Origin of the sequence: Acidovorax sp. sif0632 (assembly GCF_019218805.1) — a bacterium.
GTDB lineage: Bacteria > Pseudomonadota > Gammaproteobacteria > Burkholderiales > Burkholderiaceae_C > Acidovorax > Acidovorax facilis.
In genome coordinates, this window is sequence record NZ_JAHUWW010000005.1 from 158,245 (window position 1) to 173,563 (window position 15,319).

Here is a 15,319-nt window from a genome sequence, read left to right on the forward strand (position 1 = left end):
ATCCATAAAGCGGTAATAGCTATGTTTTTCATAGCATTCAATCCTTCACCAGCGTGTACTGCACCAGGTCGATGTTGCTCATCGCAAATGCCGCTTCGCAGTACGCCAGGTAGAACTCCCAGATGTGCAGGAAGCGCTGGTCAAACCCCAGCTGCAGGATTTGCGTGCGCTGCGCCAGAAAGCGCTCGCGCCAGCGCTTGAGGGTTTCGGCGTAGTCCTGGCCAAACGCAAACTCGTCGACCACGCGCAGGCCTGCCGCCTCGGCCTCTCGGCGGAACTCGCGCGGACACGGCAGGCAGCCTCCGGGGAAGATGTACTGCTGGATGAAATCCGTGGAACTGATGTAGCGCTCGAACAGGCTGTCGTCGATGACGATGCTCTGGATGCAGGCCTTGCCACCGGGCTTGAGCAGCCGGTGCACCGACTGGAAGTAGGTGGGCCAGTACTCGCGGCCCACGGCCTCGACCATCTCGATGGAGCAGATCGCGTCGTACGGACCGTCCTGGATGTCGCGGTAGTCCTGCAGGCGCAGGTCGGCGTATGGCGCCACGCCCTGCTGCACCATGCGCTGTTGCGCGAACGCGAGCTGCTCGGTGGAGAGTGTCACGCCCGTGAGGTTTGCGCCAAACTCGACCGTCGCCATCTCGGCCAGCGCACCCCAGCCGCAGCCAATCTCCAGCACCCGGGCACCTAGCTCCACCCCCGCCATGCGCAGCGCGCGGCGCACCTTGGCGTGCTGGGCAATGCGCATGTCGCCGCCTGCATCACCCTCGAACCAGGCGGACGAGTAGTTCATCGTGTCGTCCAGCCAGAGTTCGTAGAACGCGTTGCCCAGGTCGTAGTGGGCGTGGATGTTCTTCTGGCTGTTGGCGCGGGTGTTGCGGTTGAGCAAATGCTTGATGCGGTACAGCAGACGCCCGGCCCAGGTGCCGTAGATCACGCCTTCCACCTGCTGGCGGTTGGCGATGAAGAGCTTGAGCAGGTCGGTCAGGTGCGGCGTGGTCCAGTCGCCTGCGATGTAGCTCTCGGCAAAGCCGATGTCGCCCGACCGGAGTGCGGCACTGCACACGTTCCAGTTCTTGAGCGTGATGGCCGCCGAGGGGCCATCACCGTGGCCGAAGTGCTGCAGCGTGCCGTCGGGCAGCTGCACCGTGAGGTGGCCATGCTGCAGGCGCTGCAGCAGCTTGAGCGCCGTGCGGGCGGCAGCCGGGGTGCCAGCGGGCAGGGCCAGGGCGGTGCGGGGGGCGGTGGTGGAGTTCATGGCGGCGTTCTCGTTCGTCATGGAATTCAGCGGGTCACGATGGATGCAGGCGCCTCGGGCTTGCGGTGGAAACGCACGCGCTTGAGCCACAGCTGCAGCGCGTGCCAGTGAATGCGGGCAATGATGGCCAGCGTCATGGCGGGGTAGCCCCAGAGCGCCTGGCGCAGGGTCTGTGCGGTGATGGCCTGCAGGGTGCCGCTCACGCTGGTCTGGATGAGGGGGCCGGTGTCGTCGTCGTGGTCGATGCGCACCACGGTGCGGCCTGCGTCCTGTGCACCGGCCTCGGTGCGCATGAAACGAAAGCGGTAACCGCCGCTCACCTCGCAGAACGGCGACACGTGGAACACCTTGCGTGCCTGCTGTTCCACGCCGTACTGCGGCGCATCCAGCAGGTAGCAGTGGCGCTCGCCAAAGGTGTTGTTCACTTCCACCACGATGGCGCGCAGGTGGCCATCGGCACGGTGGCAGTACCAGAAGCTCACGGGTTTGAAGGTGTAGCCCAGCACACGGGGGTAGCTGTGCAGCCAGACCTCGCCCGTGGCGTCGGTGATGCCTTCGGTGCGCAGCAACTCGTCCAGCCAGGCCAGCGCCCCGCCCTGCGCGGCGCTGCGGCCGTCGCCGTGGTCCGCATCATGGAAGCTGATGGCGCCACGCCGGTTAACAGCCAGCGCGCTGCCCAGGCCGGGCAGGCTGCGCATGGGCAGCATCAGAAAAAACGTGGGGTAGGCAAACGCATGCCGCCGGGGCCGCAGCCGCGTGTGGCGCACCTGGCCGAAGCCGATGAGGGGCGCTGCGGGTGGGGCTGCGGCGTGGCTCACGCAGCCTCCGCCAAAGGCGCTGGCAGGGCCGCCAGCAGTTGCTCGGCCACGGCCAGGCCGGACTTGAGGCCGTCTTCGTGGAAGCCGTAGCCCGTCCAGGCGCCGCAGAACCAGGTGTGCTGCTGCCCTTGCAGCTTGCCCACCTGCTGCTGCGCGCGGATGGCGGCCATGTCGAACACCGGGTGGGCGTATTCGTAGCTGCCGATCACTTGTTCGGGTGCAATGTCGCGCACCAGGTTGAGCGACACCACCACCGGCTGGGCAAAGGGCACGGGCTGCAGCTGGTTGATGAGGTAGTGCAGGCACACGCGGGCCGACTCGCGGCTGCGTTGCGGCGCACGTTCGTAGTTCCACGCGGCCCAGGCGGCGCGGCGCTCGGGCAGCACGGACGTATCGGTGTGCAGGACAGCGCGGTTGGCCTGGTAGCGAATGGAACCCAGCACCGCGCGCTCGTGCGGCGTGGGCTGGGCCAGCAGGGCGAGCGACTGGTCCGAATGGGTGGCCAGCACCACCTTGTCAAAGTGCTCGGTGTGGCCTGCAGTCACCACGCGCACACCGGCGGCGTCACGCTCGATGAGGCGCACGGGGGTGTTCAGGCGCTTGTCGGCAATGCCAGCCACGATCTTGTCCACGTAGTGGCGTGCGCCACCGGACACCGTCCACCACTGCGGGCGGTTGCTCACCTGGATGAGGCCGTGGTTGTGGCAGAACCGGATCATGGTGGCCACGGGGAATTTCAGCATCTGGTCGGTGGGACAGCTCCAGATGCAACCCAGCATGGGCAAGAAGTACCAGTCGCGGAACGCGTCGCCAAAGCGGTGCTCGCGCAAGAAGTCTCCCAGGGGCTGCATCAGCGCGGCCTCGGCCTGCTTTTCGGCAATGCGCGTGCAAAGCTTGTTGAAGCGCAGCAGGTCGCGCAGCATGCCCAGAAAGCGCGGGTTGACCAGGTTGGAGCGCTGGGCAAACACGGTGCTGAGGTTGGTGCCGCTCCATTCCAGCGCGCGGCCACCACCACGGCCGCTCAGGGCGCCCGGCACCTGCACCGAGAACGACATGTCCGACTTGGCGGTCTCCACGCCCAGCTCGGCCAGCAGGCGGATCAGGTGGGGGTAGGTGCGCTCGTTGAACACCAGAAAGCCGGTGTCCACACCGTGGGTGACGGGGGTGCCCGAGGCATCGGGTAGCGTGACATCGACCGTGTGGGTGTGCCCGCCGAAGTAGTCGCCTGCCTCAAACAGTGTGATGTCCGCCTGGCCGCGCAGCTGGTGCGCGACCGAGAGCCCCGAGATGCCGGAGCCGATGATGGCGATTTTCATGACCGGCTCCCTCTGGCCGGTGCACGGAATAAAAAGGTTGCGAAGCGTCCCGAAACGAATAAGAGAGGGAGGGAGGAGAAGCGCTCCAGGAGGTCAGTCGGAACCCGGGGGCCCGAAAGGCTTCGCAACGTTAAAACTGTACGCTGCGCAATCGTCTTGCGCAATGGATAGAGTGGGGTCACGCTGGCGAAGTTCCAGAGGCTCACTGTATTTTTTTTCAAGAAATGTAAAGAAGTCATGGCGGTCACCGGGGCACAGGCTGGTTCAGCTGTTGTTCGATGGCCCGCACCAGGCCCTTGTTGTCTGGGGCGGTCAGGCTGGAGTAGCTGTCCACCAGCTTGCCGTCGCGGCCCAGCAGGTATTTGTGGAAGTTCCAGCGCGGCGCTGTGCCCGACAGCTGCGCCAGTTGCTGGAACAGCGGCGAAGCCTCGGGGCCCTTCACGCTGCTCTTGGCAAACATCGGAAATTTCACGCCAAAGGTGTTTTCGCAGAAGTCAGCAATCTCCTTGTTGCTGCCTCTTTCCTGGGCAAAGTCGTTGGACGGGAAGCCCAGCACCACCAGGCCCTTGTCTTTGTAGCGGGCGTACAGCTCCTCCAACCCCTTGTACTGGCCCGTAAAGCCACAGAAGCTGGCCGTGTTCACCACCAGCACCACTTTGCCGCTGTACTGGCACAGCGACTGAGGCTTTTCGTCCTGCAACCTCGCAAACGTGTGCTGCAGCGTGGCCGGGCAGCTTTCGGAACCCGCCGCGCGGACCGGGGGGGCATAGCCGACCGCCACCGCGACCAGCAGCAGAAGGCTGGCGGCCGAAAGAAAGCGTCTGTTAGAGGTGTTCATAGGACTTGGGATCGCAGTGGGTATGGGCAATTTAACCATTCCATCATTTTTTGTCCACATGAGTTTTTATTTGGACTGATTGGTTTACGAGAATGCGAACCGCTCGGATTCAAAGTCCTGCAAAAGAAAGGGGTATTGCGGGCGCGCACGGGAACGGGGCGACAGGCGTCGCACGGCTGAAGGTTTGCCGTCGTGGTGGCAAGAGAGGGAGAATTCTGGGCACAAGCTGCCCGCCAGTGGCGCTGGGCGCCGTTGGGTGGCGTGGGCCTGTGCCAGCCCACCCACTGCAGGTGGGGGGATGCGCCCGCAGCCCGGCGCGGGGTCAGACCAGGTTGAGCAGACGGTCCAGCGAGAACTTGACTCTCACGTCCTTGAAAGCCACCACGCCCGTGACCTTCCAGGGGGGCATGCCGGTGTCACGCGGAATGGGCTCGCCCGTGGGCATGCCTTCACGGTTGGTCACCACCGCCACCTTGGGCGTGGTGGCCGTGGTGCCCCGGCGAACGACCACGCCCACCTCCTGGCTGGCCAGCCGCACGAAGGCCCCGGGCGGGTATACACCCAGGGTCTTGACGAGCGCAGCACCAGCCTCGTCCACCTGGTGCTCTTCGTCGTAGTAGCTGGCCTGCATGGCCGCCGTGACGGGCATGGGCAACCGGGCCGCGCGAGGTGCCATGCGGGCGCCAAAAATGTCGGCACGCTGCAGCAGGCGGGCCATTTGCTGGGCCTCCGTCTTCTTGGCCAGCGGGCCGGGGGTGCGGTGGTGGTGGCAGCGCACCGCCTCCAGCCACACCGGGTCGGCCACGCCGAGCGTGCGCAGCAGCGCCTCAGAACGCTCCGCGTGGCTCTCGACCGCCGCAATCTGCTGGGCGGTGAGCGGATGGGTCTGCTGGGCCAGCTGGTCCTGCAGCTCGGACATAGCTATGTTCATAGAGAGCGCCGCGTGGCCCAGCTGCTGCACGCGGGAGGCGGGCCAGCGCAGCATCTCGCGCGCCACCACCATACACACACAGCACACCAGCATCGAATGCGTGGCGCTGTACATGCGCGTTTCCTGCGCAGACAGGTAAATCAGGCCCAGCAGCGTCGCGTCGGGCGTCTGCTCGCAGTGGCGGGCCAGCTCGTCGTGCAGCGTCTGGAAGCGCCCGCCAAAATCAGCGGGCGAAGGTGCACGCAGCAACTGTGTGGCACGCAACTGCAGTTCGGGCCAGTCAGGCAGCGTCTTGCCAGTGCGGCCCCGCCCTCCTGCGTCGTCGGCCGCCGTCATCTTCATCGCGGCAATTTCGCCCAGGTTGGTGTCGGCGATCAGCATGCGCTGCAATTGCGCGAGATAGGCCCGGTGGCTGTCACCGGACTCATCGGTATCCACACACAGCTGCCGCCCCCGGCCCACCATCTTGGCCAGCTCTTCCCGGGTGCGGATGACATAGCCTTTTTGCGCCAGCAACACGCCATCAGCACCCCGCAGCACAAACGGCAGAGGGTGGCCCAGCTGGATGGATTCGATGTTCAGGCTGACGAGGTTCATGGTGGTCGTTACATTATCTAACGGCCACACGCCCGGCTAAGCCGGGGCAACCCCGGGGATTGCCTGCTTTTTCAAGCAACCACCGGTCTCCATCATCCCGCTGGGGGTGTAGCGGGCGCCTCTGGGGCGGGCACCGGGTGGGCACCCCGCAAGCGCCGCAGCATGCGACCAAACCACTGCCCCAGATCATCCACCCCCGTGAACACGGCGGGGATGACCAGCAGGCTCAGCAGCGTGGACGTGATCAGCCCGCCAATCACCGCCACCGCCATGGGCGAGCGAAAGCTGGCATCCGCCGCACCAATGCCCAGCGCAATCGGCATCATCCCCGCGCCCATGGCCAGCGTGGTCATGATGATGGGCCGTGCGCGCTTGTGGCAAGCATCGATCAGTGCCTCAAAGCGCGTCATGCCATGCTCGCGCCGCGCCAGGATCGCGTATTCCACCAGCAGGATGGAGTTCTTGGTGGCAATGCCCATAAGCATGATCAGCCCGATGAGCGAGGGCATCGAGAAGCTCTTCTGCGCGATCAGCAGGCCCACGAACGCCCCGCCTAGCGACAGCGGCAGCGCCGCCAGGATGGTGACCGGGTGGAGGAAGTCCTTGAACAGCAGCACCAGCACGATGTAGATGCACAACACCCCGGTCAGCATGGCCAGGCCGAAGCTCGCGAACAGCTCGCCCATCATCTCGGCATCGCCAATGGTGATCTGGCGCACGCCCGGCGGCAGGTTCTGGATGGAGGGCAGCGCTTCGACCGCCTTCGTCACGTCGCCCAGCGGCTGGCCTGACAGCTCGATCTCAAAGTTGACATTGCGCGCGCGGTCATACCGGTCCACCACGGCCGGTCCGCCGCTGAACTCCAGCGTGGCCACCTGGCCCAGCATCACTGGGCCTTTGCTGCCCGGCACCGACAGGCGCTCCAGCAGCGACAGGTCCTTGCGCGCGTCATCCTGCAGCTTGACCACGATCGGCACCTGGCGCGAGGCCAGGTTGAGCTTGGGCAGCGACACGTCGTAGTCGCCCACGGTCGCAATGCGCAGCGTTTCGGCAATCGCGCTGCTGGTCACCCCCAGGTCGGCGGCGCGCGCAAAGTCCGGACGCACCGCGATCTCGGAGCGCACCAGGCTGGCGGTGGAAGAGATGCTGCCCAGGCCCGGGATGGTGCGCAGGTCCTTCTCGACCGCCAGCGCGGCCGAGGTCAGCGCCTGCGGGTCGTCGCCCGAGAGCACCAGCACGTACTTCTCGCCAGAGCCCCCCAGGCCCACCTTGCTGCGCACGCCCGGCAGCGTCTCCAGCGCTGCACGGATCTGGTTCTCGATGCCCTGCTTGCGCGGCCGGTCGCCGCGCTCGGCCAGCAAGATGGTGAGCGTGGCCTTGCGCGTTTCGGCATTGGCGCTGCCCATGAACGGATCGCCACCGGCCGAGCCCCCACCGATGGTGGTGTACACGCTTTGCACATGGTTCACCTTGGCGATGCGTTGGCGCGCATCCTCGGCCACGGCGCGGGTCTGGGCCAGCGTGGCGCCAGGTGGCAGCTCCAGGTACACCTGGGTCTGCGAGTTGTCATCGGCCGGAATGAAGCCCGTGGGCAGCAGCGGGATCAGCGCCAGCGAACCGATGAAAAACGCTGCTGTGGCAATGAAGGTTATCCAGCGGTGTTTGATGCACCAGGCCGCCCAGCGCAGGTACACCGTCATCCAGCGCGGGTCCTTGTGCGTGTCCACGATGGGTTTGAGGATGTAGGCCGCCATCATGGGTGTCAGCACCCGCGCCACCACCAGGCTGGCAAAGACCGCCAGCGACGCCGTCCAGCCGAACTGCTTGAAGAACTTGCCCGCAATGCCGCTCATGAACGCGGTGGGCAAAAACACCGCAATCAGTGTGAACGTGGTGGCCACCACGGCCAGGCCAATTTCGTCGGCCGCCTCCATGGCCGCCTGGTAGGGCGTCTTGCCCATGCGCAGGTGGCGCACGATGTTCTCCACTTCCACGATGGCGTCATCCACCAAAATGCCCACCACCAGCGACAGCGCCAGCAGCGTGATCACGTTGATCGAGAAGCCCAGCCAGTGCATGCCGATGAACGCCGGGATCACCGACAGCGGCAGTGCCACAGCCGACACGAACGTGGCGCGCCAGTCGCGCAAAAAGAGCCACACCACCAGCACGGCCAGCAACGCGCCTTCGTACAGCAGGTGCATGGAGCCGTCGTACTCCTCCTGCACAGGCTGCACAAAGTTGAAAGCTTCGGTGATCTCCAGATCGGGGTGCTGAGCGCGAATTTCCTTGAGGGCCGCCTGCACCGCAGAGCCGACTTCCACCTCGCTCGCGCCCTTGCTGCGCGCAACCTCGAAGCCCACCACGGGCTTGCCGTTGAGCAGGGCCAGGGCGCGCGGCTCTGCAATCGTGTCTGTCACCGTGGCCACCTGATCGAGCCGCACATGGCGGCCGTCTGACAGTGCCAGCGTGAGCCCTGCGAGCTCCTGCGCCGACTGCACCGTGGCCAGGGTGCGTACAGGCTGTTCGCTGCCGCCCAGGTCGGTGCGGCCACCGGCACTTTCGGTCTGCACCAGCCGCAGCTGGCGCGAGACATCGGCCGCCGTGGCGTTCAACGCCTGCAGCTTGACCGGGTCCAGCAACACATGCACCTCACGCTGCACACCGCCCACGCGATTGACCGCGCCCACACCCCGCACCGTGAGCAGCTTCTTGGCCACGGCATCGTCCACAAACCAGGACAGCGCCTCGTCGTCCATACGGGTGGAGGCGATGGTGAACGCCAGCACCGGCTGCGCGGCCAGGTCCATCTTGGTCACGATGGGGTCGCGCACGTCGCCAGGCAGGTCACCGCGCACGCGGGCCACGGCAGAGCGCACGTCGTCCAGCGCTTCCTGCGTGGGCTTTTCCAGGCGGAACTCGGCCGTGATGGTGGCGCCACCGTCCTGCACCTTGGTGTAGATGTGCTTCAGGTCTTGCAGCGTGGCGATGCTGTTTTCAATCTTGCGCGCCACATCGTTTTCGAGCTGCGCGGGCGAGGCGCCGGGCAGCGCCACGGTCACGGAGATCGTGGGCAGGTCAATGTCCGGAAAGTTCTGTACCTTCATGGCGTTGAACGACAGCAGGCCGCCGAAGGTCAGCAGCACAAACAGCATCAGCGCCGGTATGGGGTTCTTGATCGACCAGGTGGATACATTCATGTCGAATGCTCCTCAATTGATAGCTGTTTGCGCTTTATTGGTAAGCGCTAGAGCCATTTTTTGCTTGAAATCCGGAGCTTGCGAGGTGCTGCTGGCGGGCGGCGTGCTCACCACCCGCACCAGGTCACCGTCGTTCAGGAAGCCAGCGCCACGCACAGCTACCGAGGCATTCGCGTCCAGACCCGAGAGCACCTCGACCCGGTCAGCCACGCGGCGGCCCGTCTGCACCTTGCGCATTTGCACACGCTGCTCGGCACCCACCACAAACACGTACGAGAAGCCGTCGCGCACCACCAGCGCCTCTTGTGGCACGGTGAGTGCATCGCTGGCGCCCAGCGCGAACTCACCGCGCGCGAACATGCCCGCACGGAAGTCTGTGTTCAGGGGTAGATCAACGTACACCAGCGCATTACGCGTCTGCGGGTCCACCGTCGGCGCAATCATGCGCACCGTACCCTCCGCCGTCGCGCCGCTGGCCGCCGCCACGCTGACCTTGGCACCGGGCGCAATGCGGCGCAGCTCGGTGGACGTGACTTCGGCGCGCCATTCGAGGCGCCCCTTGCGCACCATGCGGAACAGCTCGGTGCCCGCGCCCACCACCGCGCCCACGGTGGCCGTGCGGGCCGAGATCACGCCGCTGTCGGGCGCCACCACCTGGGTGTACTTGAGACGCAACTGCTGTGCGTTCAGCGTGGCCTTGGCCGCCTCCACGCGAGCCTGCGCGGTCTTCTCGGCCGTGGTGTACTGCTGGATCTGCTGCTGGCTTAAGGCGCCCGTGGCCTGCAGCGAGCGGGCCCGGTCGGCATTGGCAGCGGCTTCGGCCGCATTGGCCTGGGCTTCGAGCAGGCTGGCGCGGACCTGGGCCACATCGGCCTGTACGGTTTCGGCAGAGAAAGTTGCCAGCACCTGGCCGGCCTTGACCACGTCGCCCACATTCACACGCACGTCGGTCAGGCGCAGACCGTTGCTCTCGGCGCCAATGCTGGCCTCTTGCCAGGCGGCCACATTGCCGTTGGCCGCCAGGCGCAGGGGCACCGAGGTGCGCTGGGGTTGGGCCGTGCTCACGGTAAGCGCGGGGCGGGGCTGGCTGGCCTTGGGCTCATCGGCGGCGCGCGATGCGCTGGAGAACACCAGGGCGCCACCGGTGGCCAGTGCGCAGGCAGCGATGACGGCGAAGGCCGTGGGAGAAATCTTGAAACCTTGCGTTTGCATTGTGTGTATCCGTTCATCCAGTCGGTGTCAGGAGAAAGGGTGAGCGATCAGCCCACCCCCCCCGGTTTTTCATTCAGCGTGCGGCGGTAGCCGCAGCAGAAGGGGAGGCTGCCGTGGTGGTGGTCTGCCCGTCCCATCCACCGCCAGCGGCGCGGTACAGCGCAACCCAGGCGGCCTGGCGTTCATGCTGCAGCGCGATCAGCGCGTTCTCGGCCGCCAAGGACGTGCGCCGCGCGTCTTCCAGCTCCACCAGACTCGCCAGGCCGCCGCGCCAGCGCGCTTCGGTGGCATCGAAAGATGTGCGATAGCCCGCAGCCGCCGTTCGCGCGCTGGTGCTGCGCTCGGCCGTGCTCTGCAGCCGCACCAGCGCCTGTTCGACCTCGCTCACGGCCTGGCGCACCTTGGCGCGGTAGATCGCGGCGGCTTCGTCATAGCGCGCCTGCGCCGCGTCCACCTGCGCGCCGCGCCGGCCACCATCGAACAGCGGCACGCTGAGCGCCAGCGGGCCGATGGTCCAGGTGTTCAGGTCGGTGGTCACGCCACCGCTGCGCACCCACGCCGTGCCCACCGAGCCGCTGAGAGACAGGCGCGGGTAACGCTGGGCCTGGGCGCTGCCCACTTCGGCACTGGCAGCGGCGACTTCGCGCTCGGCGTTGTACACATCAGGGCGCTGGGCCAGCACTTGGGCGGGCAGCGTGGCGATGGCGAACAGGGTGTCGGGGGCTGGGGCGGCAGGCGTGGACAGGCGCGATCGCAGCGCCGGCTCCTCCCACCCGGTCAGTGCCACCAGGGTCTTGACCTCCACATCGCACTGCATGCGCTGTTGCGATGCACGCGCCTGCGCTTCGGCGGCACTGGCACGGGCCAGGGCAGCCGTGGCGGGCGCCGTGAAGCCGGCGCGTTCGCTAAGACCTGACAGGCGCGAGGTTTCGCCACGCGACTGCGCATCGCGCTCGGCCACGCGCAGCTGCTCCAGGCAGGTGCGCAGGCTGCTCGTCTGCTGCGCCACCTCGGCGGCCACGCTCACGCGCGCCTCGTGCCACAGCGCCTGTGCGCCCGCCAGCCGCTCATCGTCAGCGGTCTTGGTCGCGCGGTTCGCACCAAAAAGATCAATCTCCCAGCTCGCCTGCAGCCCGGCCTGCGCCGTGGTCGCGATGCCTGCAAGCTGTTCGTTGAAACCCCGGCTGGCGCTGGCCTGCGCATCGAGCGACGGCAGCAGCGCGGCGCGGCTGGCCACCTGCGTGGCCCGGGCCTGCGCAATGCGGGATTGGGCCTGCGCCACACCGGGGCTGACGGCCTGGGCCGCGTCGATCAACTCCACAAGCAGCGGGTCGCCCAGCTGCGTCCACCATCGGGTCAGATCCCCCAGGGAGCCCTGGTGCGGCAAGGGCGCCTGCCACGCCACAGGCGGAGTGGTGGGCACTTGGGCGGGGGGCGCTGTGATGGCACAGGCGCCCAGGGCCAGGGGCAGGCAGGTGGCCCAGAAGAATCGGGTCTTGCTCAAAGTCATGCGTTGGATTCCTTGTGCGAATTCCGTGAAGTACTGCGGCGCGCGGGCTGTTGTACGGCCTGCCGCCGGGCGATCTCGCCCTGCACCATGCTCAGGGCGTAACCGGTCAGCCGGTCCACCCATTCGTCCACAGCCCCAGACCCCGCCAGCTGCGGCGCAATAGCCTGCAGCGGGTCGCGCTGGGTCCACATCTGCATGACCAGCCCGGCCAGCGAGAAGGCGAGGCGGTGCATGTCGTCGTCCGCTGCGGCCACGCCCATGTGGCGGCACAGCACTTGGACCAGCGCCAGATGGGGTGCCCGGCACTCGCGCTCGATGAGCTCGGGCCACACATGGGTGGGGTCCAGCAGCTCGCGCACGTGCAAGCGCAGCGACTGGGTCACAAGGTCATCGTGCTTGAGCGGCTCCAGAAAGCCACCGAAGTAGGCGGCCAGCGCCTGGTGCAAGGTCAGCGCAGGGTCGGCAAACACCGGGATGAGGTCGCTGCCGCTGCCGAAGGGCTCGTAGAACGTGGCTGTGTAGAGGCGCGCCTTGTCGCCAAAATGGTAGGCGATCGCTGCCACGTTGGTGCCGGCGGCTTCGGCAATCGCACGCACCGAGGTTTGCGCAAAGCCCCGCTCGGAAAACAGCTGCAGCGCGGCGCGCAGCAGGCGCACGCGCGTGTCTTCTCCGTCGCTGCGGGCGGTGCGCTGGGCTGCGGGAATGAAATGGGCGCCAAAACTCATGGCACCGGATTACACACCAGAATTCAAACAACCGTTTGAATTAGCGATGCCACGCGGAAAATTCAGCCCGCAAAAATGCAACAAAACGTCACACCTTGGTGCGACTCAACCGAACACGGACCTCCACAGGGCCAGCACCGCATCGCGCTCGGCCTTTAGTGCGGGGGGGGCAACCTGGGTGGGCGCCTCGTCCAGGCGCGCCACGTGTTGCACGCGCCGCAGTTCGCGGTACGCATCCGCAGCCGCCACACCCACGCCAGGGGGCAACAGCCCCACCTGCTCAGCGCGCTGCAGCAGCGCGATGTTGCCCACATTGCCCACCAGCTCCGGGTGGTTTGCAGACTGCGAGAGCACCAGGTACTGCACGGCAAACTCCGCATCCACCATGCCACCCGGACTGTGTTTCACATCAAACTGCCCGTCGCGCGTGGGGTGCGCTGCGCGCACACGCTCGCGCATGGCCACGATCTCCTCACGCAGGGCGGCAGGGTCGCGTTCGGAGGTGATAACGGCCTCCCGCACGGCATCGAAGCGCGCCTGCAAGGCCTCGCTGCCCATCACAAAACGCGCGCGTGTCATGGCCTGGTGCTCCCAGGTCCACGCGGTGTTGCTGCCCCGGCGCTGCTGGTAGTTGGCGTAGGCCTCGAAGCTCGTGACCAGCAGACCTGAGCTGCCATTGGGCCGCAACGCAGTGTCGATCTCGTACAGATCGCCCTCGCCCGTCTTCACGGTGAGCCAGTTGATGAGCTTGCGCACAAAGGCCGCGTAGACCTCGGGGGCGCGTTCGTCGTCGTCATCGAACACAAAGACGATGTCCAGGTCGCTGCCGTAGCCTAGTTCCTTGCCGCCCAGCTTGCCGTAGCCAATGATGGCGAATTGCGGGCTCTCGCGGTGGCGCGTCTTGAGCCGGCTCCAGCACCACTGGGCCGTGATGCGCAGCACGCTGTCGGCCAGGGCGGACAGGTCATCCGCCACCTGCTCGACGGTGATGCGCCGCTCCACGTCGCGCGCGAGGGTGCGGAAGGTTTCCGCGTGCTGGGCACGGCGCAGCAGGTTGAGCAAGGTTTCGTCATCGTCCTCGCCCGTGGACTGCAGCGACGCGAGCCGCACGGCCAGTTCGCGCTCGAAGTCGGCCACCACAAAACGTTCGGCGAGCAGCGAATCCCCCACCAGTTCATCGATGACACCGGGGTGCTGCAGCAGGTAGCGGGCGGGCCACTTGGCCGCGCCCAGCAAGTGCAGCAATTGCTCGTGCACAGAGGGGCGCTCCAGCAGCAGCGCCAGATAGCTCTCGCGGCGCAGCAGCGGCTCCAGCCAGTTGGCAAGGCGCAGGGCGGCCTCCTCGGTGACGCGGCCTTCCTTGAGCCACTGTGCGGTGCGCTGCACCAGCCGGAACAGGCGGGCACGGGCTTCGTCGCGCAGCCCCGCCACGCGCGGGTGGTTGCGCCATTCGGCAACGCGCTCGCGAAATCCGGGCGGCAACTGCTCCAGCAGCGTGTCGAATTCGGGGGGGGCTGCTGCCGCAGCGCGGGGGCCGCCACAGCCTCCGCCGTTGCACTGCTTCTTGCCCGCCCCGCCCAACAGGGTGTCGAATTCCTGGGCCACCAGTTCACGGTGTGCGTCCAGCTCGTGCAGGAAGGCGCAGCAATCGGGATACCCCAGGGTGTGCGCGATCCACGCCAGATCGTCATCGCGCGTGGGCAGCACATGGGTCTGCTGGTCATCCAGGTACTGGATGCGGTGCTCCACACGGCGCAAGAAGACGTAGGCCCGCGCGAGGGCATCGGCCGTTTCCTGCGGCATCAGACCCGCCTGGGACAGGCGGGTGAGCGCATCAAGCGTGGGGCGGCGGCGCAACTCGGGGAACTGGCCGCCCCGCACCACCTGCAGCAGCTGGACCGTGAACTCGATCTCACGAATGCCGCCGCGCGAGAGCTTGACGTCGTTGGCGCGCTCCGGGTGGCCCGCGCTGCGCTTGGCGGCATGGTCCCGGATCTGGCGGTGCAGCACCCTCAGCGCATCGAACACGCTGTAGTCCAGGTAGCGGCGGAACACAAAGGGCAGCACCACACCGCGCAGCGCCTGAACCTCAGGGCTGGCAATGCAATCACGCGGTGCCACCACCCGGCTCTTGAGCCAGGCAAAACGCTCCCACTCGCGCCCATGCAGCTGCAGGTATTCCTCCAGCGCCGACAACGAGACCGAAGGCGGACCAGAGTTGCCATTGGGGCGCAGCGCCAGGTCCACGCGGAACACAAATCCGTGTTCGGTGGTGTCGCCCACCAGGCTGTAGATGGCCTTGACCGCACGTGCAAAGTATTCGTGGTTCGAGATGCGCCCCCGGCCATCAGCCGTGCCCGCCGTTTCGCCATCGTGCTCGTACACGTAGATCAGGTCGATGTCGCTGGAGACGTTCAGTTCGCGGGCACCGAGCTTGCCCATGCCGATGATCCACAGCTGCACGGGCTGGCCGTCCGGCCCGCGCGGCGCGCCGTGGCGCTCGTCCAGCTCCTGGCGGGCGTGTTGGCAGGCCCTGTCCAGCGCCAGCTCGGCCAGCTCAGTGACCGCGCTGGTAATGTCCGCCAGCGGAGCCTGCGCCTCGCAGTCCATCTGGATCAGCCGCTCCATGACCAGCTGGCGCAGCACCCGGAGCGCGGTGCCCGTGTCACAACCGCGTGCGCGCAGCGCGTCGTAGGCCTGCTCCATGCTGGGCCACCGGGGAACACCGGGCGGCAGGAGCAGCAGGTCAGCCTCGTAGCGGCGATGCAGGCGCTGATAGAAACGCGAGTGCGCGGCCCCGTGAACAAAGGTCGCGGAGGGATTGCAGGGGGATTCAGGATACGGGATCGACATGGCAGCCGCAGCGCAACGCTGCGTACATAAGAACACTGGTTTGTAGTGAACCCGCGCT

General features: G+C 66.6%; 10 protein-coding genes. All 10 read right to left on the reverse strand.

Annotation, left to right across the window (positions count from 1 at the left end):
* Positions 1–37 precede the first annotated feature (37 nt).
* The 10 genes from KW832_RS16935 to glnE all read right to left on the reverse strand — a co-directional run bounded on the left by KW832_RS16935 (position 38) and on the right by glnE (position 15,261).
* On the reverse strand, positions 38–1,261 hold the full coding sequence (locus KW832_RS16935; RefSeq protein WP_218300964.1) for a cyclopropane-fatty-acyl-phospholipid synthase family protein: 1,224 nt from the start codon (positions 1,259–1,261) through the stop codon (positions 38–40).
* A 26-nt stretch (positions 1,262–1,287) separates the two neighbouring features.
* A complete protein-coding gene (locus tag KW832_RS16940) occupies positions 1,288–2,079 on the reverse strand; it encodes a DUF1365 domain-containing protein (RefSeq protein ID WP_218300842.1) in 792 nt (263 codons plus the stop codon).
* On the reverse strand, positions 2,076–3,395 hold the full coding sequence (locus KW832_RS16945; protein WP_218300841.1) for an NAD(P)/FAD-dependent oxidoreductase: 1,320 nt from the start codon (positions 3,393–3,395) through the stop codon (positions 2,076–2,078). The genes KW832_RS16940 and KW832_RS16945 overlap by 4 nt, the downstream gene beginning before the upstream one ends.
* Before the next feature lie 244 nt (positions 3,396–3,639).
* Positions 3,640–4,233 (reverse strand): glutathione peroxidase, encoded by a 594-nt coding sequence (locus KW832_RS16950; protein ID WP_255577801.1) that lies wholly within the window; start codon positions 4,231–4,233, stop codon positions 3,640–3,642.
* A 322-nt stretch (positions 4,234–4,555) separates the two neighbouring features.
* Positions 4,556–5,761: an HD-GYP domain-containing protein gene (locus KW832_RS16955; protein ID WP_218300840.1), complete on the reverse strand. Its 1,206-nt coding sequence runs from the start codon at positions 5,759–5,761 to the stop codon at positions 4,556–4,558.
* Between the two features lie 92 nt (positions 5,762–5,853).
* Positions 5,854–8,961 (reverse strand): efflux RND transporter permease subunit, encoded by a 3,108-nt coding sequence (locus KW832_RS16960; protein ID WP_218300839.1) that lies wholly within the window; start codon positions 8,959–8,961, stop codon positions 5,854–5,856.
* A 12-nt stretch (positions 8,962–8,973) separates the two neighbouring features.
* Positions 8,974–10,173: an efflux RND transporter periplasmic adaptor subunit gene (locus tag KW832_RS16965; RefSeq protein ID WP_218300838.1), complete on the reverse strand. Its 1,200-nt coding sequence runs from the start codon at positions 10,171–10,173 to the stop codon at positions 8,974–8,976.
* 73 nt (positions 10,174–10,246) lie between these two features.
* Entirely contained in the window at positions 10,247–11,683 is a 1,437-nt protein-coding gene (locus tag KW832_RS16970) for an efflux transporter outer membrane subunit (protein WP_218300837.1), read from the reverse strand.
* Positions 11,680–12,408 carry a TetR/AcrR family transcriptional regulator gene (locus KW832_RS16975; RefSeq protein WP_218300836.1) on the reverse strand — a complete coding sequence of 243 codons (729 nt, stop codon included), beginning with the start codon at positions 12,406–12,408 and terminating at the stop codon, positions 11,680–11,682. Before KW832_RS16975 ends, KW832_RS16970 begins: the two co-directional genes overlap by 4 nt.
* A gap of 105 nt (positions 12,409–12,513) precedes the next feature.
* Positions 12,514–15,261 (reverse strand): bifunctional [glutamate--ammonia ligase]-adenylyl-L-tyrosine phosphorylase/[glutamate--ammonia-ligase] adenylyltransferase, encoded by a 2,748-nt coding sequence (gene glnE / locus KW832_RS16980; RefSeq protein WP_218300835.1) that lies wholly within the window; start codon positions 15,259–15,261, stop codon positions 12,514–12,516.
* Between the last annotated feature and the right edge of the window lie 58 nt (positions 15,262–15,319).